Source organism: Streptomyces sp. NPDC058683, assembly GCF_042716195.1.
Taxonomy (GTDB): Bacteria; Actinomycetota; Actinomycetes; order Streptomycetales; family Streptomycetaceae; genus Streptomyces.
Genome location: NZ_JBHXSK010000021.1, coordinates 163,833 through 183,084, shown reverse-complemented (window position 1 = coordinate 183,084; position 19,252 = coordinate 163,833). Strand labels below are relative to the sequence as shown.

Here is a 19,252-nt window from a genome sequence, read left to right as displayed (position 1 = left end):
GTGGTCGGTCGGGGCTCGTTTTTTTTTATAACCACCGGGGGGCCCCCCCCCCCCCCCCCCCGCGGGCCCCCCCCCCGGGCCGCCGCACCACCCCTTTCCCGGAGACCAGGGTCGGGTCCGCGGCGCCGGGCGGCGGCCACAGTTCCAGCAGGCGCGTGGCGCCGTCCGCGGCCCGTACCCGCAGCGGGGACTGCGGCGGCCGGCCGGCCGCGGTCTCACGGAGCGCGGTCAGCACCTGGTGGGCGTCGGTGGGCGTCATGGCCGCCGCCAGCTCGGCGCCGGTGGCGGGAAAGTCCCCGGGCGCCACGCCGAGCAGGGCGTGCAGCCGGTCGTCCGCGCGTACCGCCGAGGTGGCCGGGTCCCAGGTGAAACGGCCGGCCCGGGCCGGCCCAGGGCGCAGTGCGGGCGGGTGTACGCACACCGGCTCGCCCTCCCAGGCGACCGCCGCCTCGCCCTCCTCGGCCACCAGCTCGCGCAGCCCGGCCCCCAGGTCCTCGGCCAGCCGGCCCAGGTGGTCCAGGCCGGGCAGCTCGTCCTCCGTGTCCGGGACCGCCGGACGCAGCACCGTGAGCACCCCGAAGGACGGCGCCGCCCCGGGCACGGGCGTGTACACCGACCCGAACTGGAACGGCAGACCGGCCGCGAACTGCGGGTAGCGGCGCACCATCTCGGTGGCGTTCGGCAGCACCACCCGCACCCCGAGCCGGTAGGCGTCGGCGACCGGGTACGGCCGGTCCATGTGCAGCCGCCACCAGGGCCTGAACAGCGGGCCGGGCAGCCCCACCAGCGTCGCGAGCCGCAGCAGACCGGGGGTGCCGGAGCGCAGGTACACCCCGGCGACGTGGCCGCCGGCCGCGTCCAGGGCGCTGGTCGAGGCGTCGACCAGCAGCGCGGTCAGCCGTTCACGCGCCCGGCCCAGGTGCTCGCCGCTCCCAGTCATCCGGTCCTACCTCGTCCGTGCACCGCCGGGTGGGGGACACAGCAAGAATGCGCCACGACGCCCACGGAACGCACCCGGGCGGCACCGGCCGGTCGGTCCTCGCGGAGCGCCGGCTCAGCCGCCGGCGACCGGGCGCAGCACCAGGTGACCGTCCTCCCGGGCGGCGGCCATGGCGAACGGGAAGGCGTCCGTCTCCAGGCACAGCGGTACGTCCTCGGGGTGGATGCCCTCCCAGCCGAGCCGTGCCCCCTCGGCGAGCCGCGCGGCGGCGCCGGAGTTCCGCGCCCGGCCGACGAACGGACCCGGGTCGAGGCCGTCGTCGGTCACCCGCCCGGCGATGTACTGGGCGCAGGCCAGGTCCTCCTCGGCCCGCCCGCCGTCCCCGGTGACGACGAAGGTGACCGCCTCGGGCCGCTCCCGCCGCAGGACGGCGGCGGTGGCCCCGGCGACCACGAAACTCGCGCACAGCAGCAGCCGGGCCCCGGCGACGGCCAGCGCCCCGGCCGTCCCGGCGGTGGTCCGCTGGACGACGGTGCGGCCCGCGACGTCCAGCGAGCGCAGCCTGGCCGGTGAGTTGGCCAGGTCGAAGCCCGGCACCACCGGACCGTCCTGGAAGGCCAGCCAGCCCGGGTGGCGGGCCTTCAACTCCAGTGCCTCGTCGAGGGTCTCGGTGAAGACGATCCGCTCCGCCCCTTGCCGGAAGGCCCCGGCAGCCACGGTGAACGCCCGCATCACGTCGACGACGACGGCGACATCGGGCGGCGAGGAGAGCCCGGAGATACCGGTGAACGTGGTTCGCATCAGCCCATCATGCCCCGGGCGGCTCAGAGTTCGGGCTCCTCGGCCGGCAGCACCCGGGCCGCGCGCATCGAGCGCAGGGCCAGCAGGAGGACGCCGATGTCGTCCAGGTAGATCGGGTCGGGAAGGAGGTCGGTCGGGAGCACCAGGTACAGGACGGCGCCCCAGAACACCCAGCGCGGTCCGGTGGGCAGCCCGGCCCGGCGCAGGGTGCGCCGGGTGCGGACCAGTCGTACGAGCACGGTGACCGCCCCGGCGAGCAGGGCCGCCGCGACGATCGCGCAGATCACGAGCACGGTCGTGGTGGTGTCCATCGCTGTCCTGTCGTCCTGCCCCGGTCCGGCCCGGGGCTCCTCACTGGTCCGTCTTCCCGGTTTCGTCCTCGGGCATGGCCGTCGGTCCGGGATTCTCCCTCGGCGGCCGCAGGCCCTTGAAGACCCGGGTCAACTGCTGGAAGGGGGAGCCGGGTTGGGAGGCCGGTACGGCGGGGGTGGGAGTGTCGCGGAGGGCGGCGAGCGCCTCGTCGGCCCGCTCGGCGGCCTCCCGGTACAGGTCGCGGGACCTGGTCATGGCCTCCAGGGCCTCGGCGTACTGCGCGACCCGCTCGCGTTCGCGGGCGAGCTCCTCCTCCAGCGTCATCAGGGTCCAGTTGTCGCGCAGATCGGCCAGCGCCTCCGCGGCGCCCTGCGGTGCGGGCTTGGGCAGCGCGACGAACCGGCTGAGGGCGGCGATCAGCTCGGTGGACTCCGAGCCGTCCAGGAAGACGCTGCGCACCGCGTACTCCCGCGCGTCGTAGCCGGACGGTGCCGGGTCCGGGGGCAGCAGGACGGCACCGCCGCGCGGCACCTCCACGCCGAGGTCGCGCACCGCCCAGTTGACGGCACGGAACTGCTGGGGCGTGGCCCGGTGCTCCACGACACGGTGGGCGAGGCCGGGCGGCAGCTGCCGGACCAGCGGCAGCCGGCCGAGCGCGTCGGGCGTCATCGCCTCGTGCACCACGAGGTTGACGCACCAGGCGTCCTTCGCGGCGTCGCGCAGCACCCGCCGCATGTCCTTGTCGTCCGCGGGCAGCGGGTTGACCGTGCGCAGCCGCAGGCCCGCGACGGCCGGGTGGTAGTCCCAGGCGGCCTCGCCCCCGTCCCCGGCCTCGTCGCCGTCGGGCCAGAACACCGTCGCCGGAGAGGGCCAGGCCTCGTCCCAGGGCCGCTCGGCCTCGGCGACGAGCTGCCACTCCCGTCCGGCCGCCTGTGCCACGAGGGTCAGCCGGGCGCGCACCGTCACCGTGCTGTCGTCGACGCGCCAGCGCGCCTCGAAGACCCGCGGGCCGGATTCCCCGGGTGCGGCGGATCCGGCGGGTTCGGCGGGCACGGTGGGTTCGGCGAAGTCGTCGAGGGCGCCGGTCTCCTTGCGGCGGCGCAGGATCCGGCGGATCACCTCTTCGGAGTCCGGGCCCGTGTGGCGACCGCGGGCGGCCCAGACGGTCGGCGGAAGGACGGCACGGTCGGCGGCGGAGTTCGACATGGGCCAATCTGCTGATGGGAGCGGGGTGTGCGTTCCAGTATCACCGCTCGGGAGCGTGTTCCACAGGGCGGGGGCCGCCCGCGCACGGGGAATGCGCCCCGCACCCGGGGTGTGCACCGTGTGCGTCGTGCGACGGCGGTTCACCCGTGTCCCCGACCAGGGCGGATTCCGGACAATGGTGCGGCGAACGGGGTCTGCTCGTCCATCCGCATCGGGGCGGGCCCCGTTCGCCCGGCCGACGGTGAACACGTGAGGGGGGCCGACGGCGATCCGTCGGCCCCCCTTCGAGCGGTTCAGCGTCGCGTCACGCGCCGCTCTCCCGGAGCATGTCCTCGCGCTCGACGAGCTTCACGCGCTCGCGGCCCTGCGGCTCGCCCAGCGCCCGCTCGGCGGCGTCCAGCCGGTACCAGCCGTCCCAGGTGGTGAAGCGGACGTTCCGCTCGGCGAGGAAGGCGTCCACGGCCTCCGGAGCGGGCGACTCGGGAGTCTGCAGCCGGTCGTTCGCGTAGTCGTCGAGCAGGTGGGAGACCGTCTCGTTGGCGTCGCCCTTGGTGTGGCCGATCAGACCGACCGGGCCGCGGCGGATCCAGCCGGTGACGTACGTCGACCGAAGGTGGTTGCCGCTCTCCTCGATGACCCGGCCGCCCTCGTCCGGGACCGTGCCCGAGTCGATGTCCCAGGGCAGCTTGGGCAGCTTGTCGGAGAGGTAGCCGACCGCACGGTAGACCGCGCCGAGCTCCCAGTCCTTGAACTCGCCGGTGCCCTTGACGTTGCCGGTGCCGTCCAGGGCGGTGCGCTCGGTGCGCAGGCCGGTGACCTTGCCGTCCTCGCCGAGGATCTCGGTCGGCGACTCGAAGAAGTGCAGGAAGAGCTTGTGCGGGCGGTCGCCGACGTCGCGGATCGCCCAGTTCTCCAGGGTCTTGGCGACCATGTCGGCCTGCTTGTTGCCGCGCCGGGTCTCGATCGAGCCCTCGTCGTAGTCGATGTCCTCGGGGTCGACGATGACCTCGATGTTGGGGGAGTGGTCCAGTTCCCGCAGCTCCATCGGGGAGAACTTCGCCTGCGCCGGGCCACGGCGGCCGAAGACGTGCACCTCAAGGGCCTTGTTGGCCTTCAGGCCGTCGTGGACGTTCGGCGGGATCTCGGTCGGCAGCAGCTCGTCGGCGGTCTTGGCGAGGATGCGGGCCACGTCCAGGGCCACGTTGCCGACACCGAGAACGGCGACCTTCTCGGCCTCCAGCGGCCAGGTGCGCGGCACGTCCGGGTGGCCGTCGTACCAGGAGACGAAGTCGGCCGCGCCGTAGGAGCCGTCCAGCTCGATGCCGGGTATGCGCAGCTCGCGGTCGGCCGTCGCGCCGGTCGAGAAGATCACCGCGTCGTAGAAGGTGCGCAGGTCGTCGAGGCTGATGTCGGTCGGGTAGTCCACGTTTCCGAAGAGCCTGATCTGCGGCTTGTCGAGCACCTGGTGCAGGGCCGTGATGATGCCCTTGATACGCGGGTGGTCGGGGGCGACGCCGTAGCGGATCAGGCCGAACGGGGCGGGCATCCGCTCGAAGAGGTCGATGGACACGCCGGGCTCGGCGGCCACCTCGGACTTGAGCAGGGCGTCGGCGGCGTAGATCCCGGCGGGGCCGGCTCCGACGATGGCTACCCGCAGGGGGCGCGGCATGATCAGGTTCCCTTCGAGTGAGGACAATCGATCTCGAACGGGAAGCCTAAACTAAGGCAGTCCTAAGTTTGTACACGGGTCGTTTCTATGACCTCATAAAAAGAGCTTATGACTTCTGCGAACCCCGCTTATGGCCAGGAGACGCCACAGCTCTCCTCCCGGTGCTTGGCGGGCGCCATGGACATGCACCAACCTGTCCTCTGCGGCGCACCGAGGCGCGGTGGCCGGAGGGCGAGGGGTGAGAGCGTGGACGCACGCGGGGAGACGACCGTCGCGGTCACCGGCGGCAGCGGATTCGTCGGCAGCCATCTGGTACGCAGGCTGCTGGAGCGCGGCTACCGGGTCCACGCGACCGTCCGGCGCCTCTCCGCCAAGGCCAAGGTCCGGCCCCTGTGGGAACTCCAGGAGGCCTTCCCCGGCCGGCTCGCCCTGTTCGAGGCCGACCTGCTCCAGGACGGCTCCTTCGACGAGGCGTTCCGCAGCTGTGCGACCGTCTTCCACGTGGCCTCCCCGTTCCTGATGCCGGAGCGGATCAAGGACGGTCAACGGGACGTGGTGGACCCGGCGTTGCTCGGCACCCGCAACGTGCTCGCGAGCGTGGACCGTACCCCGGACGTGGCGACCCTGGTCTTCACCTCCACCGTGGGGGCGATCTTCGGCGACTACTCCGACGTCCGAGAGATGGCCGGCGAGATCCTGACGGAGAAGTACTTCAACACCACCAGCACGGTGGCCGGCAATCCCTACCACTACGCCAAGACGGTCGCCGAACGAGCCGCCTGGGACGCCGAGGCCGCCCAGGACCGCTGGCGCATGGTCTCCGTCAACCCCGGCCTGATTCTGGGCCCTTCGCTCACGCCCGCCTCCGAGTCCGGCAGCCTGTTCCTGCTGGACGAGCTGTTCAAGGGCTACTTCTGCTACGGCGCCCCGGACTTCAGCTTCACCACCGCGGACGTCCGCGATGTGGCCGACGCGCACATCGCGGCGGCGGAGAACCCGGCGGCGGGCGGCCGTTACATCGTGGCCAACGAGACGATGACGTCCTTCCACGAGATGTCCCGGATCATCCGCACCCGCCATCCCCGGGATCCGCGTCTGCCGCGCACCGCGCTCCCGCACTGGCCGGTACGGATCCTCGGCCCGTCCTTCGGCCTCACCCAGGACTACATACGCAAGCACCTCGGCATCCGCTTCCGCGTCGACAACAGCCGGGGCATCCACGAACTGGGCCTCACCTACCGGCCCGTCGAGGAGACCCTCCTGGACCACCACGAGAGCTGGCGCACGCGGCGGCGGAGGGGCTGACCCCGACGGCAGGGTCTCAGGCCGGGCGGACCACCCGGTGGATCGCCGACTCCCCGGCGTTGTAGATCGACTCCTCGCGGATGGACGCCCCCGGGCTCGGCGCGTGGATCATCATGCCGTTGCCCGCGTAGACCCCGACGTGGCTGTCGTTGTCGAAGAAGAAGACCAGGTCACCCGGCTCGATGGCGGCCAGTGTCAGCGGGGTGCCGGCGAAGGTCTGGTCCGGTGCGCTGCGCGGCAGCGACACCCCGGCGGCGCGCCAGGCGGCCTGGGTGAGGCTGGAGCAGTCGTACGACTCCGGACCGGTGGCCCCCCAGACACAGGGCCGCCCGATCTGCGCCCGGGCGAACGCCAGCGCCTTCATCGCCTTGCCGGGCTCGGCCGCGGCACCGGGCACGAGGAAGGAGCCGGTGTCGGTGACGGCGCCGGACGCATAGGCGGCCGGGGGCGCGGTGGGAAGCGGGGCGGTGACCACGGGGGGCGCGGTCGGGACGGGCGCGGTGACCACCGGGGGTGCGGTCGGGACAGGGGCGGTGGGGAGCGGGGCCGGGGCGACCGGGGCGGCGGCGGCCATCGCCATGGGGGGCGCGATCGTCGCCGCGGGGGACGCCATCATCGCCCACGGAGGGTCCGTCACCACCGTGGGTATCACTGCCGTGGGCATCGGCGCCTGGGGCGCGGGCATCGCCGGGGCGGTGGCGTAGGCGGCGGCCGCGGGCTGCGCTCCGGTGGCGTAGGCGCCCATGCCGGCGGCGGGCGCGCCGGGGAAGGCGCCGGTGCCGAAGTCGGCCGACGGCATGGCGGCGGGGGCCGGCATGGCGTACGCGGCGGCGGGATAGGCGGTCTCGGGATAGGCGGTCTCCGCGGCGACCGGGGGTGCGCTGACGTACGCGGCGGTCGCGGCGGGCGCCATACCGGGGAAGGAACCGGTGTCCATCGGGCCCGGGACGGGCGCGGCGGTCGGGAAGGCACCGGTGTTCGTGGGGGCCGCGGTCGGGAAGGCACCCGTGTTCGTCGGGGCCGCGGTCGGGAAGGCGCCGGTGTCGGCCGGCATCGGGAACGTACCGGTGGCGCCCGGGGTCATGACCCGGAAGGAACCGGTGTCGCCGGGGCTCGCGGGCGGCATGGGACCCGCGTCCATGGCGGTCACGGCCGGGAAGCTGCTTGTGGCGCCCGGGGTCATGATGCGGAAGCCACCCGTGTCCGCCGGGGACATGGGCTGGGCGGCACCCGGGGTCATGACGCGGAAGGAGCCGGTGTCCGTCGCGGGCACCGTCGGGATGGCGCCCGTGTCCGTCGCGGAAATCGCGGGGAAGGCGCCCGTACCGGTCAGGGCGTCGGTGCGGAAGGAGCCGGTGTCGCCGTACTGGCCGGGCATGCCGTCGGGGGCGGGCCACTGCTGCGCCGGGACCTGGGCCTCGGGCGTGGGCCAAGGGGCCTGGGCCGGCTGCGGGGCCGGCGCGGCCGGTTCGAGTGCCGCGATCGCGCGCTGCCCGGTGCGCTGGGACAGCACCTCGCGCGCCTTGGCGATCTTCAGCTGGCTCTTGGTCTTGGACGTGCCCGGGGTGGCACGCTGCGGCGCGGCGGGGGGCAGCGCCTTGGGCGCGCTGGACGGTCCCGGGGGCAGCGCCGCGGGGGACCCTGCCGTCAGTTCCAGCTTCGGGCGTTCCGGCAGCTCACGGACGACCTCGATGTCGCTCTTAGCGGACGACCCCGCGGGCAGCTCCGGCCGGGACGGGCCGGAGCCCTCCAGCTGGCCGAGCAGGTCGGCGGCCATGGCGCTGACCGGCCGCCGCGGGCCGGGCCGGGCGGGCTGCCGGTCGGAGGGCAGCGCCGCCGGGACGCTCGGCCCCAGTCGCGATCGCGCGCCGTCGAACCACTCGCGGGCGATGCTGTCGAGGCCCGGGTCGTCACGTCGGGGCCGCTTGAACAGCGGGACACCGCGGGACCGCGAGCCCCCGTTCATCGCGCGTGTGGCGTTGTAGTTCCCGGTGGCGTTCTCGGCCTGGTCGTAGAGGCTGTCGATTCGCTGTCGAACCTCGTCACGGCTTTCGGACGCCATGGGGGTCGTGCTCCTTCCGTGCTCCGCCTACCGAGTTAGCTGTCGGGTTCGGGCGGGTCGATCCGGAAGGCATGCCCTACGGTCCTTGCCCCTAAGGGCAGTTGACCGATTCACCCCAGTGGTTCGGTTGGGTCCCCGGCTCCGGAACGCCCCGTTGGGCACCGGATTAGGCGGAGGCCGCGCGGCCCGACGGGATTCGCCGGGGGGAGCCGAACGGCTTGCCCGTCAACTTAGCCAACTTGTGTCACTCGTGTGAAGGTTGAAGTGCGTAATGTCCGATACGTAATTGTGATGTTCGTCGTAGCGTTCGAGATCCGGCCGTGCGGGACGGCATTTCGCCCGTACCCCGGTCGCCGTCGTGCGGCCGTCGGAGCTGTGCCGTCGGCTGCCTGAGGAGTCCGCTACCTGTGAGGTCACCGTGAATTTCCGGGACCGTTGAACACGGTGGCGCCACGCCGCGTATAGGGCGAGGGATTTCCATGTCCGGCCGACCACGACACGCAGGGGAACGACCTTGAGACCCAACAGGCGCAGACGCCCGACCGGCGCACAACGCGCGACCTTCGCAGCGGTCGCCCTGATGCTCGGCGGCGGAGTACTGGTCGCGGTGAACGTCTATGCCTCGGCCACCGAAGGCGGTTCGGACCAGGCCGGGCAGACCGCCAACGCCCAGGTGCTGTCCGCGCCCACCGTCTACTGCCCCGACGTCGGCAGCCGGCTGACGGACGTGCCCGACGCGGCCCGGGCCGACGTCGACGGCGAACTCGCGCAGCTGGACCAGCAGATCGCGGCCGCCTACCAGCAGCTCAAGGAGTCGGCCGCGGCGATCCAGCAGAACCCCGGTCTCGCCGACCAGACGATCCTGGATCCGTTGAAGGAGAAGCGGTCCGAATCCCTCCAGCGCATCGCCGACGCCATCGACCGCGAGGGCGACCGCCCCCAGGGCCTCGACGACCTCGCCGCCTGCACCCTGCGCTCCTCCGACCAGGGCGCCGGTCAGTCGACGGCGCCGCAGGACAGCGCCGCGCCGAGCCAGAGCGCAAGTGCCGGTGCCGGTGCCGGTATCGGCGGCCAGGGCGGGAACGGCCCCGTCGCCGCCGACTACGCCGACATCACCACCGTCCAGCCCAATGTCACGACCCCGTCCGAGCAGTCCGGCGGCTCCACGGGCACCTTCGCCTCCAGCTGCGGCGTCAACGCGAACGGCCTGTTCAACTCGGACAACGTGATCGTGGCGCCCGGTGTCTCCAACGGCGCCCACCACTTCCACGACTACATCGGCAACCAGTCCAACAACGCCTTCGCCAGCGACGACGACCTCGCGAACGCCGACACGAGCTGTGCGGACCAGGGCGACAAGTCCACGTACTACTGGCCCGTGCTGCGGCTGCAGAACGGCAAGCAGGAGCGGGACGCCGACAAGCCGGGCGGCGGCACCGAGGGCAACGCCGGGCAGATCGTGACGGCGAAGGAGGTCACGCTGACCTTCGAGGGCAACCCGACCTCCAAGGTCACCGAGATGCCGCGGCTGCTGCGCATCATCACCGGTGACGCCAAGGCCTTCGTCAACGGCCCGGCCAACGCCAACGCCTCCTGGAGCTGCACCGGTTTCGAGGACCGGCAGCTCAAGGACAAGTACCCGCTCTGCCCCTCGGGCAGTGACGTCGTACGCACGTTCAAGTTCCAGAGCTGCTGGGACGGCCGGAACATCGACAGCGCCAACCACCGCACCCATGTGGCGTTCGCCGCGGCCGACGGCAGCTGCGCGGCCGGTTTCCAGGCGATTCCGCAGCTGGTGCAGCGCATCGTCTACGACGTCGACGCGCCGAGCCTCCAGGACGGCGGCCGTACGGTCCCGCTGTTCTCGGTGGACTCGTTCCCCGAGCAGCTGCACAAGCCGGTCACCGACCACGGCGACTTCATCAACGTCTTCGACGAGGGCCTGATGCGGAAGATGGTCGACTGCATCAACTCCGGCCGCACCTGCGGGGCCGGGGCCGACGAGCAGCCGCCGTCGCAGAGCGCCGACCCCGACCCGTCCGAGTCGGCGAGCCCGGAGAACCCGCCGTCCGACACGGAGAGCCCGGTCACCGAGCCGAGCGACACGGCGGCCCCGGCCGACCCGCCGGCCGAGACCGAGAGCGCCCAGCCCTCCGAGCCGCCCGCCGAGCCGTCCGCCACGAAGACCGAGGCCGGCAACACCGGTCTGCCGCAGGTCTACACGAGCGCCTCGCCCAAGAAGTCGTCCGGCACGGGGGGCGGTGCCATCAGCAAGCCGACCGAGCGGCCCGAGACCCAGACCCCGACCGACACGGCGACCGAGGCCGGCGCCGCTCCGGCGGGCCAGGAGACCCCGTCCACCGCACCCCAGACCGAGCCGCAGGCCGTCCAGGGCGATCTCGCCGAGACCGGCGCCCACCTCTGGCCGGCCGTCTTCGGCGGACTGCTGCTGGCCGCCGGGTTCGTGCTGCTGTGGCGCACCCGATGGAGGAACTCGGCCTGACGCAGGCGACGCGACTCCGCCCGGCCTCGGCCTGACGGAGTCGACGCGACTCCGCCTGACCCCTGTGCCGGGGTCAGGCGGTTCGCAGTGTCCGCTGGGCGAGCTCGAACGCGGGAAGCATCTCCTCGTGCTCCGCGCTGTCGAGCCCGCCCAGGTGCAGTACGACGGGTCCGCGGGGCGTGACCACGGCCAGTGCGGACTCCGTCTTGCTCTCGTCCAGCAGCTTGCTCGTGTAGACGTAGTCGACCCGCACCCCGGCGAGTCCGCCGGACGTGAAGGTCCGGTACTTCGCCTCGCTGGTGTCCTTCTCGGCGGCCACGAAGGCCCGCAGCACCGCGCCGGCGTCACCGCTGCCCGGCTTTCCGGTCGAGACCCGCAGAAAGCCGATGGCCCCGGCGGGCTTGGCGTCGATCTCGCAGACCAGGGTCACCGGGCCCTGACGCAGCAGGCTCTGAGCCAGGTCGCCGTCCGTGCCGTTCGAGGCGACGGCGGCCAGGCCGTCGACCGCCTCCGCCTGCCAGCCGCGGGCGGTGTCGAACGTGACCGGCAGCGCACAGGCCGAACCGGCGGCGCCGACCGTGCCCCCGCTCTGGGCCGCCCCGCTGGACGCCTGCCCCGATTCCCTGACGTCGGTCGCGCGCGGCGACGCCCCGCACCCCGTCAGCAGCCCCGCGAGCAGCGCGAGCGGTACGGCTCTTCTTCCCAGGGTTCCCACCCGTTGCCTCCCCTTCGGCGTCCCCGGCCGGTCACTGTAATCGAGGGCTCCGACAAGGCCGGACGGATATTCGTCCGGGGAGCAGTTGTTGACTGGCTGTCATATTACTGAACCGTAACCTGACGGCCGCTACCGCGGGTAACGCGCTGCTCGCTACCGTCGAGGAAGCCGCACCCGTCCCCTGGGCCGCACCGGGGACGTTGCTCCGCGCTCCCCGCACCACCTCCCACGTCCCGCACGTCAAGGAGGTACCCCATGCCCGTTCGCATCCGCCTGCTGGCCACCGCCGTCGCCGCTGCCGCCTGCCTCTGTGTCCAGACCGCGCAGGCCACGGTCTCCCGAGCGGAGGTCTCCCGGGGCGTCACCATCCCCGCCTTCTACGATCCGCCCGCCGGCCTCCCCACGGTCGACGGCACCCTCATCCGTACCGAACCCCTCCCGCTGGCCCTGAGCCTGCCGAGCCTGCCGGGTCCGCTGCCCGGCCGCGCGACCCGGCTGATGTACAAGTCCACCGACTCGGCGGGCGGCCCCGTCGCGGTCACCGGCGCCTACCTCGAGCCGACGCTGCCCTGGTTCGGCCCCGGTGCCCGCCCGCTGGTCGCCCTGGCGCCCGGCACCATGGGCCAGGGTGACCAGTGCGCCGCCTCCCTGGGCCTGGAGCACCCACTGGTCCTCAACGGCCAGACGGTGTCCGTCGGTTACGAGGACCTGTCGGTCTACCGGCTGCTCGCGGAGGGCGTCGCGGTCGTCGTCACCGACTACGTCGGGCTCGGCGCGACCGACCGGCTGCACACCTACGTCAACCGGCTGGACGGCGCCCACGCGGTCCTGGACGCCGTACGCGCCGCCCGAAGCGTGCCCGGCGCCTCGGTCACCGCCGCCTCGCGGGTGGGCCTGTTCGGCTACAGCCAGGGCGGCGGCGCGACCGCGGCGGCCGCCGAACTCCAGCCCGACTACGCCCCGGACGTCACCCTCGCCGGCACCTACGCCGGGGCGCCGCCCGCCGACCTCACCGCCGTGACCGCGGCCATCGACGGCACGGACCTGGCCGGCGCCCTCGGCTGGGCGGTGAACGGCTTCGTCCAGTCCGACCCGGCGCTGAAGCCCCTCGTCGACGCCCACCTCGGCGCCGCGGGCCGGGCCGCCCTCGCCGACCTGTCGACGATGTGCGTCGGCGACGCGCTCCTCGCCTACGGCTCCCAGCACAGCACCGCCTGGACCACCGACGGCAGCTCCATCTCCGACGTCATCGGCGAGGAGCCCGCCCTCCAGGCCTTCCTGGACGACCAGCGCATCGGCAGGACGGCACCGGCGAGCCCGGTCCGGCTGGCGACCGGCGTCAGCGACGACCTCGTCCCGCACGCCCAGGCCCGCCGGCTCGCCGTCGACTGGTGCGACGAAGGCGCGGACGTCACCTATGTGCCGGTCGTGCTGCCGGACGCGGGCCGCGCCCTGCTGAACCACTTCGCGCCCCTGCTGACCGACCAGGGCGACGCCGTCGCCTGGCTCACGGCCCGGCTGTCCGGCCTGCCGGCCCTCTCCAACTGCTGGACCATGCCCGTACAGCCCTGACCGGCGGCCCCGCCGGTTGCCGTCGGCGGGCCGCGCACGGCAGGGTGCCGGTGTGCCTACCTTGCTGATCGTGCATCACACCCCCTCGCCGCACTGCCAGGCCATGTTCGAGGCCGTGGTCTCCGGGGCGACGGCCCCGGAGATCGAGGGCGTCCGGGTCGTGCGGCGGGCGGCGCTGTCCGCCACGGCCTCCGACGTCCTCGCGGCCGACGGCTACCTCCTCGGGACCCCGGCCAACCTCGGTTATGTCTCCGGCGCCCTCAAACATTTCTTCGACCAGATCTACTACCCCTGCCTCGACGAGACACAGGGCCGCCCCTTCGGCGCCTACGTGCACGGCGGCAACGACGTCACCGGCGCCCTGCGGGCCCTCGACTCCATCACCACCGGCCTCGGCTGGCGCCGGGCGGCCCAGCCGGTCACGGTGACGGGCGAGCCCGGCAAGGCCGACATCGAGGCGTGCTGGGAACTCGGCGCGACCGTCGCCGCCGGCCTCGCCGGCGACGCCTGACGGGCTCTGCGCGGCGCTCTGCGTCACCCGCACGGACGAAGGTGCGCGCGCCCGGTCCAGGGCACACGATGGGACCAGGCCATGTCGTCGATCCCAGGGAGCGTCGGATGGCAGCGGATCGGCATGCCTCCGGGCCGCCCACGAAGGAACTGCTGCGGGAGTGCGCCCGTGACGTCGTGGACGTCGCCGAGGGCATCCGCGAGGTGTGCGCACGGACCAGCTCCGTCCTGTTCGCCCCGGCGCTGACGAGTTCCGCGCGCCGCCGCCCGCGCACCGGCTGCGCCGCTCGCTGGGCGCTGCTGCGGGCGCTCACCAACAGCCAGGGGTTCGGCGGTTCGGCGGTCGTGGCACCGGACGGCATGGGCCGGCTGCTCGGCGCGGCGGGGGAGGCGCTGGGCCGGGAGAGCCTGGCCGCGCTGGTGGCGGTCACGTCCCTGCGGCTGAGGATCGCCGCCGTCCTGCTCGACCACCCCGAGTTCGGGCGCGACCCGGGCATGCGCCGGCTGACGGCCGCGGTCACCGCCGACCGGGACCTGGACGCCGTCCGGGCGCTGCGGGCCCTCTTCAAGGACCGGGGCGAGCAGCGGGCCTTGTCTCAACTGGCCCCGATCCTGGCGGAACTCCTCGCCATCCGAGGCCTGTTGGGCGAGGACCCGGTCAACGACGAGACGGCCTGGGCGCTCGCCGCCGGCCGCGAGCTGACCGCCGACCCGGTGCGCGGCATCAGCGCCGCCCACCCCTCCGCCACGGACCGGGACGAAGGCACCGTCCAGGCCGTCGAACCGTCCGCCCGGGAGAGCCAGGGCATCGCCACCGAGGGCTCCCTGCTCGCCTTCCTGCGCAACCTGGACGTCCTCGACGCCGGGGGCCGCGTCCTGGTCCAGGAGGTGCGCGGACCCGACGGTGTGCTCCGGTACGTCGTCCAGGCACCCGGCACGGCCGCCGGCCGCCCCCGCGACGACTCCCCTCAGGACTTCGCCGACGCCTGGCGCAACCTGTTCATGACCGACTCGCCCTACACCCGCTCGATCCTGCGGGCGATCCGGGACCACGGCGTCCCGCGCGGCGCCGACCTCGCGCTCGTCGGGCACGGCGAGGGCGGGATCGCGCTGCTGAACCTCGCCCAGGACGAGGAGTTCTGCCGCGCCTACCGGGTCACCCACGTGGTCGCCGTCGGCTCCCCGACCGGCGACCGGAGGCCCGCCGACCCGCGCACCTGGGTCGCCGGCATCACCAACCGGCACGACATCGTCCCGGCCCTCGACGGCCGCGGCGCGGGCTCCGCCTTCGCCCCGCACCCCAACGGGTACCGGGCCGAGTACGCCGGCCCCGACCACGAGTTCCCGCACTGCCATCTGCTCCGCGTCTACATCGACCACCTGGAGACGGTGATCCCGCAGGTCACCCAGGACGTCGACCAGGCCCTCACCCCCTACCGGGGCCCGGTGGAACGCACCCGCGTCTACCGGTTCGAGGACCGCGCCCGCCCGCCCGAGGGCTACCCCCTGCTGACCGTCCCCACCACCAGCGTCGCCACCTCGGCGGGCCCGGTCGACGTGCCGGTCCGCTACTACGACTCCTCCGCCGCCCACCTGTGCTACCCGGTCGACACCGACGTCGCCCGGAGCCTGCTGCCGGACGTCACCTGGATGGTCCCCGCCCGCTTCGGCCGCCGCGCCCTGGCCGTGCTCTCCCTCTACGAGCACCGCTGCACCACCATCGGCCCCTACACCGAACTCGCCCTGTCCGTCCTGGTCGACGACCTGTGGCGGCCGCACGCGTACGACCTCGCCAGGGATCTGGTGCGCCGCGTCGACCTGCGCCGCACCGGGCGGTACGTCGTCTCGCTCGCCGTCGGCACCGAGGAGGCGCGGGCGGTGGCCGAGGAGCTCTGGGCCCAGCCGGCCGTGCACGGATCCGCCGAGGTCGCCCTGCAAGGACGTGCACTGCGGGTCGAGGCACCGGAGCTGGGCCTGAGCGTCGAGGGCGGTCCCGGCCCCGGTGTGCGCTGCCCGGAGGCGGACTGGGTGCTCTACGGCCGCCGGGGCGACAGCACCGTACGCACCTTGGTCCGCGCAGCCGGCCGACCGCGCGTCCACACCCGCCCCCGGGTACGGCTGCGGCTCGACGGCGGGCACGGGCCGCTCGCCCGCCACCTCCAGATCCTCGAACTCGACACCGTCCGGCCCGGGTTCGTCCTGACCAGCCCACGGTTCGTGGCCCACAGAAGCGCCGGCGCGCTGCTGCCGCGCTGAGCCCGAGAACAGGTGCGCCCCATGGTGACCGAATCCCGTCCCGCCACCGCCGCCCCCGAACTCCTCGCGTACGTCGACGACCTGAGAGTCGACGCCGACCGGATGGACGGCTACGCGCAACGGCTGCGCGGTGCCGCCGTGACCCTGGCCGGCTGCGCCGAGGCACCGGAGTGGAGCGGGACCACCCTGGAGCGGCAGGCGACGGCCTGCGCGGCCGCGGCAGCCCAACTGCGCTCCGCGGCCACGGCCTTGCTGACCCACGCGACGAACTGACCGGCGGCCGTCCGGAGGCCGGTGCACCGTGGCGCGCCGGGCGTCAGCCGCGCAGTGCGGCTTCCAGGACCAGCAGACACGCTTCGCCCGGTGCCGAGGAGTCGTCGGGCAGCGCGTACAGCCGGAGCCGGTCGGCGCCGGCGATCTCGAAGTCCACGGCCCGGACGGTGACCGCGCGCCCGGCGGGGGAGTGGGCGGTGACCGCCGCGCAGTCCCGGACGTCGACGTGGCGGCTCGGCACGGGGGCCCCGTCGACGGGTTCGCCGTCCGTGGACAGCACCAGGACCCGCCGGCCGCCCCAGGTCGCCGCGTGCAGCAGACCGGTCTCGGGGTCACGGGCGATGTCGCGGAGGTGGTCCGGGTACCGGAACATCTCCTCCACCTCGCCGGTCGCCGGGTCCAGGCGGTAGACGATGGACCGCGAGTCGGGCCGGTCCTCGGCCACCGTGACCCACACGAACTGCCCGTCGTGGGTGAGACCGCCCGCGTGGTAGACCGTGTCCTCGCCGAGCTCCCAGTGCCGCAGCAGCCGCCCCCGCGGGCTCATCTCGAAGAGGTGCCCACGGCCCGTGCCCGGGGTGTACGACGTCCCGTGCGGGCCCGTGGTGGCCTCGGCCGGCCGCAGGATCTCGGCGCTGCTCACGAAGAAGCTGCCGTCGGCCCGGTCCATGCCCTGCGGGTGGTGGCAGGCGAAGTCGAGCGCGACCGTGTCCACGAGGACCCACTCGGCGGCCCTGGCCACGCGGGCGATGGCCTCGTCGACCGTCGGTTTCATCGAGGTGCCGCCTTCCGCCGCGGGCCCCTTCCTCCGATCATGCGGCGCGACCCCGACGGCCGCATCCCGTGCCGGGACCCGCCCTGGACACACGACGGCCCGGGCCTCGCAGGAGGCCCGGGCCGCGGGGCGGGACAGGGAGCGGGGTCAGCCGGCCGGGACGGTGTGGGGTTGTTCCGGGCCGGGCTTCGGACGGGTGCCGGTCCAGGACGGGTCGGCGGCGAGGACAGGCGTGGGGGGATGGTTCATGAGACGACGTGCTTCCTGAGATGTGAGGGGAGATGAAGAGGGAAGGTCAGTCCGGTGCCGTCGACAGCTCGGCCCAGACGACGCGTGCGGAGGATCCCTCCGGTGCGACCGTGACGCCCCAGTCGAGGCTGAGCGCGTCGACCAGGAACAGCCCGCGCCCGTTCTGTTCGTCGGGTCTGGCCTGCCGGGGCGCCGGGAGCGTGAAGCTCCCGCTCTGGTCCTCGACCTCGATCCGGATCCGGTCGGGGGCGGCGTGCACCCGGCATATGATCCGCCGGCCGGCCGAGTGGACGATGGAGTTGGTCACCAGTTCGGAGGTCACCAGGACCGCGTTGTCGCAGGCCTCCTCGCACACGCCCCACGAGGCCAGCAGCTCGCCCACGCTGCGGCGGGCGTTGCCCACCGCCCGGGGCGTCGGGGCCAGGTCGAAGGCCAGGCTGTGCGGGGCGGGCCGGTCCCCGGAGGCGAACCGGTCGAGGCCTTGCGGCCCAGGGAGTCGACCGAGGCGTTCGCCTCCGGGTGGTCGGGGGGTGCCCGTCGCGTCCGACGGGCGGTGCGGGCCCTCGGCGCCGGCCGCGAGGGCCGGTCGGGGCAGGCCGGGTATCCGGTCGTCGGGCAGTCGGTCGAGCGGCTGGGGGAGAGAGGGCGGGGCCATCGCCGTGCGCCTTTCGTCCGGCTTCGCAGCGTGGGGGGCTGAGCGGTCGCATCCGCCCCGGGCCGCGCGGGGGCAGACGACGACCCGTGCCTGGACGACACCGGATCGCAGCTCAGTCTCCCCCAACTGGACTGCTTCGCCTGCTCCTTGGTCGGTCGGAGCAGTAGGTCCACTCTGGCATCTGCCAACATCGCCTCGCAACCGGCAAGTTGAAAATTGCAAGAAGTGAAGTGCATGCTGCTCCCGACAAGAAGTGATCGAATGACTCCGTGAGCCGATCACGAGCGCGTGAGACGGTGACCCTGAAACCTGGTGCGAGGGGGTAGGGCGTGACCTCGGAGACCGACTGGGGCGGTGCCCCTTCTGTCCTGCGCATGATCCTCGGCCGGCAGCTGGAGGAGATGCGGACCCGGGCGGGCCTGACCTACGAGCAGGCCGGCACCGCGATCGGCGTCAGCCACTCCACGATCCGCCGGATGGAGGCCGCCAAGGTGGCCCGGCTCCGGCTGGCCGACGCCGAGAAGCTGCTGCAGATCTACGGCGTGACGGAGCGCCAGGAGGTCGACACCTTCCTGCAGTCGGTGCGCGAGGCCAACAAGCGCGGCTGGTGGCACACCTACCGCGATGTGATGCCGGACTGGTTCGCCGCGTATCTGAGCCTGGAACAGGCCGCGTTGCAGATCCGTGCCTACGAGAACGAGTTCGTGCACGGCCTGTTGCAGACCCGGGAGTACGCCGCCGCCCTGCTGGGCGCCGGCAACCCGCACGCGCCGGCCGAGGCCACCGAGCGCCGGGTGGCGCTGCGTATGCGCCGCCAGGAACTGCTCACCCGCCAGGCGCCGCCCAGGCTCTGGGTCGTGATGGACGAGACGGTGCTGCGCTGGCCGGTCGGCGGCGCCGGGGTGATGCGCGCCCAGATCGACCATCTCATCGAGATCAACCGGCTGCCCAACGTCACCTTGCAGATCATGCCGTTCGCCAACGGCCCGCACCCGGCGATGCGCGCGGGTGCGTACCACCTCTTCCGGTTCCGGGCTCCCGAACTGCCCGACATCGTCTATCTCAACGGCCTGGTGGGCGCCGTCTACCTGGACAAGAGCGAGGATGTCGTGGTCTATCGCGAGGCTCTGGACCGGTTGGGCGCCCAGGCGGCGCCCGCCAGAAAGACCGAGGTGTTCCTCGGTGCGATTCGCAAGGAGCTCTGACGTGCACCACCAGATACACAACGGCATTCCGTCCCGGCAGCTCGGCGCGCGCGGCTGGTCCAAGCCGTGGAGCGACGACGCCGGCGGTGCCTGCGTGGAAGTGAAGAAGCTCGCCGACGGGCGGGTGGCGGTACGCCAGTCGACCGACCCGGACGGCCCGGCGCTGGTCTTCACCCCCCGCGAGATGACCACTTTCCTGTCCGGTGTGAAGGCGGGTGACGCCGACTTCCTGATGTGAGCCTTC

General features: G+C 73.3%; 17 protein-coding genes and 1 riboswitch. Of the genes, 8 read left to right on the top strand and 9 right to left on the bottom strand.

All coding sequences use genetic code 11. The features are described 5' to 3' along the window. Window positions 1-25: 25 nt before the first annotated feature. The 5 genes from ACFWXC_RS24240 to ACFWXC_RS24220 all read right to left on the bottom strand — a co-directional run bounded on the left by ACFWXC_RS24240 (window position 26) and on the right by ACFWXC_RS24220 (window position 4,928). Window positions 26-940, bottom strand: a complete 915-nt coding sequence (locus ACFWXC_RS24240) for a hypothetical protein (RefSeq protein ID WP_384481834.1) — start codon at window positions 938-940, stop codon at window positions 26-28. A gap of 114 nt (window positions 941-1,054) precedes the next feature. Then, a complete protein-coding gene (locus ACFWXC_RS24235) occupies window positions 1,055-1,741 on the bottom strand; it encodes a 2-phosphosulfolactate phosphatase (protein ID WP_384481832.1) in 687 nt (228 codons plus the stop codon). A 23-nt stretch (window positions 1,742-1,764) separates the two neighbouring features. Beyond that, window positions 1,765-2,052 carry a DUF1232 domain-containing protein gene (locus ACFWXC_RS24230; protein WP_384481830.1) on the bottom strand — a complete coding sequence of 96 codons (288 nt, stop codon included), beginning with the start codon at window positions 2,050-2,052 and terminating at the stop codon, window positions 1,765-1,767. A 40-nt stretch (window positions 2,053-2,092) separates the two neighbouring features. Further along, window positions 2,093-3,259 (bottom strand): hypothetical protein, encoded by a 1,167-nt coding sequence (locus ACFWXC_RS24225; RefSeq protein WP_384481828.1) that lies wholly within the window; start codon window positions 3,257-3,259, stop codon window positions 2,093-2,095. A 304-nt stretch (window positions 3,260-3,563) separates the two neighbouring features. Beyond that, window positions 3,564-4,928 (bottom strand): FAD-dependent oxidoreductase, encoded by a 1,365-nt coding sequence (locus ACFWXC_RS24220; protein ID WP_384481826.1) that lies wholly within the window; start codon window positions 4,926-4,928, stop codon window positions 3,564-3,566. Between the two features lie 246 nt (window positions 4,929-5,174). On the opposite strand from ACFWXC_RS24220, the gene ACFWXC_RS24215 reads away from it, so the two are divergent. Beyond that, on the top strand, window positions 5,175-6,233 hold the full coding sequence (locus ACFWXC_RS24215; RefSeq protein ID WP_384481825.1) for an NAD-dependent epimerase/dehydratase family protein: 1,059 nt from the start codon (window positions 5,175-5,177) through the stop codon (window positions 6,231-6,233). Between the two features lie 16 nt (window positions 6,234-6,249). Here the strand turns inward: ACFWXC_RS24215 and ACFWXC_RS24210 are convergent, their stop codons facing one another. Further along, the gene (locus ACFWXC_RS24210) at window positions 6,250-8,295 is read right to left on the bottom strand and encodes an NlpC/P60 family protein (RefSeq protein ID WP_384481824.1); all 2,046 of its coding nucleotides are present in this window, start codon (window positions 8,293-8,295) and stop codon (window positions 6,250-6,252) included. A gap of 8 nt (window positions 8,296-8,303) precedes the next feature. Next, window positions 8,304-8,478: riboswitch (cyclic di-AMP (ydaO/yuaA leader) on the bottom strand. Window positions 8,479-8,875: 397 nt separating this feature from the next. On the opposite strand from ACFWXC_RS24210, the gene ACFWXC_RS24205 reads away from it, so the two are divergent. Next, on the top strand, window positions 8,876-10,798 hold the full coding sequence (locus ACFWXC_RS24205) for a DUF1996 domain-containing protein (protein WP_384481849.1): 1,923 nt from the start codon (window positions 8,876-8,878) through the stop codon (window positions 10,796-10,798). A 73-nt stretch (window positions 10,799-10,871) separates the two neighbouring features. Here the strand turns inward: ACFWXC_RS24205 and ACFWXC_RS24200 are convergent, their stop codons facing one another. Beyond that, on the bottom strand, window positions 10,872-11,513 hold the full coding sequence (locus ACFWXC_RS24200; protein WP_384481823.1) for a lipoprotein: 642 nt from the start codon (window positions 11,511-11,513) through the stop codon (window positions 10,872-10,874). 255 nt (window positions 11,514-11,768) lie between these two features. On the opposite strand from ACFWXC_RS24200, the gene ACFWXC_RS24195 reads away from it, so the two are divergent. The 4 genes from ACFWXC_RS24195 (at window position 11,769) to ACFWXC_RS24180 (ending at window position 16,124) form a co-directional block, all read left to right on the top strand. Beyond that, the gene (locus tag ACFWXC_RS24195; RefSeq protein WP_384481821.1) at window positions 11,769-13,085 is read left to right on the top strand and encodes a lipase family protein; all 1,317 of its coding nucleotides are present in this window, start codon (window positions 11,769-11,771) and stop codon (window positions 13,083-13,085) included. A gap of 52 nt (window positions 13,086-13,137) precedes the next feature. Then, window positions 13,138-13,596: a flavodoxin family protein gene (locus ACFWXC_RS24190; protein ID WP_384481820.1), complete on the top strand. Its 459-nt coding sequence runs from the start codon at window positions 13,138-13,140 to the stop codon at window positions 13,594-13,596. A 107-nt stretch (window positions 13,597-13,703) separates the two neighbouring features. Then, window positions 13,704-15,851 carry a hypothetical protein gene (locus ACFWXC_RS24185; protein WP_384481818.1) on the top strand — a complete coding sequence of 716 codons (2,148 nt, stop codon included), beginning with the start codon at window positions 13,704-13,706 and terminating at the stop codon, window positions 15,849-15,851. Between the two features lie 21 nt (window positions 15,852-15,872). After that, window positions 15,873-16,124, top strand: coding sequence for a hypothetical protein (locus ACFWXC_RS24180; protein ID WP_384481816.1), 252 nt, complete (start codon window positions 15,873-15,875; stop codon window positions 16,122-16,124). Between the two features lie 43 nt (window positions 16,125-16,167). Here the strand turns inward: ACFWXC_RS24180 and ACFWXC_RS24175 are convergent, their stop codons facing one another. Both ACFWXC_RS24175 and ACFWXC_RS24170 read right to left on the bottom strand, forming a co-directional pair. After that, window positions 16,168-16,899, bottom strand: coding sequence for a DUF6454 family protein (locus ACFWXC_RS24175; RefSeq protein WP_384481814.1), 732 nt, complete (start codon window positions 16,897-16,899; stop codon window positions 16,168-16,170). 295 nt (window positions 16,900-17,194) lie between these two features. Continuing rightward, window positions 17,195-17,803, bottom strand: a complete 609-nt coding sequence (locus ACFWXC_RS24170; protein ID WP_384481812.1) for an ATP-binding protein — start codon at window positions 17,801-17,803, stop codon at window positions 17,195-17,197. A 329-nt stretch (window positions 17,804-18,132) separates the two neighbouring features. Between ACFWXC_RS24170 and ACFWXC_RS24165 the strand changes: the two genes are divergently transcribed. Both ACFWXC_RS24165 and ACFWXC_RS24160 read left to right on the top strand, forming a co-directional pair. Next, window positions 18,133-19,008, top strand: a complete 876-nt coding sequence (locus ACFWXC_RS24165; protein WP_384481810.1) for a helix-turn-helix domain-containing protein — start codon at window positions 18,133-18,135, stop codon at window positions 19,006-19,008. A 1-nt stretch (window position 19,009) separates the two neighbouring features. Next, a complete protein-coding gene (locus ACFWXC_RS24160; RefSeq protein ID WP_365793949.1) occupies window positions 19,010-19,246 on the top strand; it encodes a DUF397 domain-containing protein in 237 nt (78 codons plus the stop codon). Window positions 19,247-19,252 lie beyond the last annotated feature (6 nt).

Excerpts from the sequence above, each read along its gene's own strand:
- ACFWXC_RS24240 (WP_384481834.1), bottom strand. The coding sequence starts at position 940 with ATGACTGGGAGCGGCGAGCACCTGGGCCGGGCGCGTGAACGGCTGACC.
- ACFWXC_RS24205 (WP_384481849.1), top strand. The coding sequence starts at position 8,876 with ATGCTCGGCGGCGGAGTACTGGTCGCGGTGAACGTCTATGCCTCGGCC.
- ACFWXC_RS24180 (WP_384481816.1), top strand. The coding sequence starts at position 15,873 with ATGGTGACCGAATCCCGTCCCGCCACCGCCGCCCCCGAACTCCTCGCG.
- ACFWXC_RS24220 (WP_384481826.1), bottom strand. The coding sequence starts at position 4,928 with ATGCCGCGCCCCCTGCGGGTAGCCATCGTCGGAGCCGGCCCCGCCGGG.
- ACFWXC_RS24210 (WP_384481824.1), bottom strand. The coding sequence starts at position 8,295 with ATGGCGTCCGAAAGCCGTGACGAGGTTCGACAGCGAATCGACAGCCTC.
- ACFWXC_RS24175 (WP_384481814.1), bottom strand. The coding sequence starts at position 16,899 with ATGAAACCGACGGTCGACGAGGCCATCGCCCGCGTGGCCAGGGCCGCC.
- ACFWXC_RS24185 (WP_384481818.1), top strand. The coding sequence starts at position 13,704 with ATGGCAGCGGATCGGCATGCCTCCGGGCCGCCCACGAAGGAACTGCTG.
- ACFWXC_RS24235 (WP_384481832.1), bottom strand. The coding sequence starts at position 1,741 with ATGCGAACCACGTTCACCGGTATCTCCGGGCTCTCCTCGCCGCCCGAT.
- ACFWXC_RS24230 (WP_384481830.1), bottom strand. The coding sequence starts at position 2,052 with ATGGACACCACCACGACCGTGCTCGTGATCTGCGCGATCGTCGCGGCG.
- ACFWXC_RS24195 (WP_384481821.1), top strand. The coding sequence starts at position 11,769 with ATGCCCGTTCGCATCCGCCTGCTGGCCACCGCCGTCGCCGCTGCCGCC.
- ACFWXC_RS24225 (WP_384481828.1), bottom strand. The coding sequence starts at position 3,259 with ATGTCGAACTCCGCCGCCGACCGTGCCGTCCTTCCGCCGACCGTCTGG.
- ACFWXC_RS24170 (WP_384481812.1), bottom strand. The coding sequence starts at position 17,803 with ATGGCCCCGCCCTCTCTCCCCCAGCCGCTCGACCGACTGCCCGACGAC.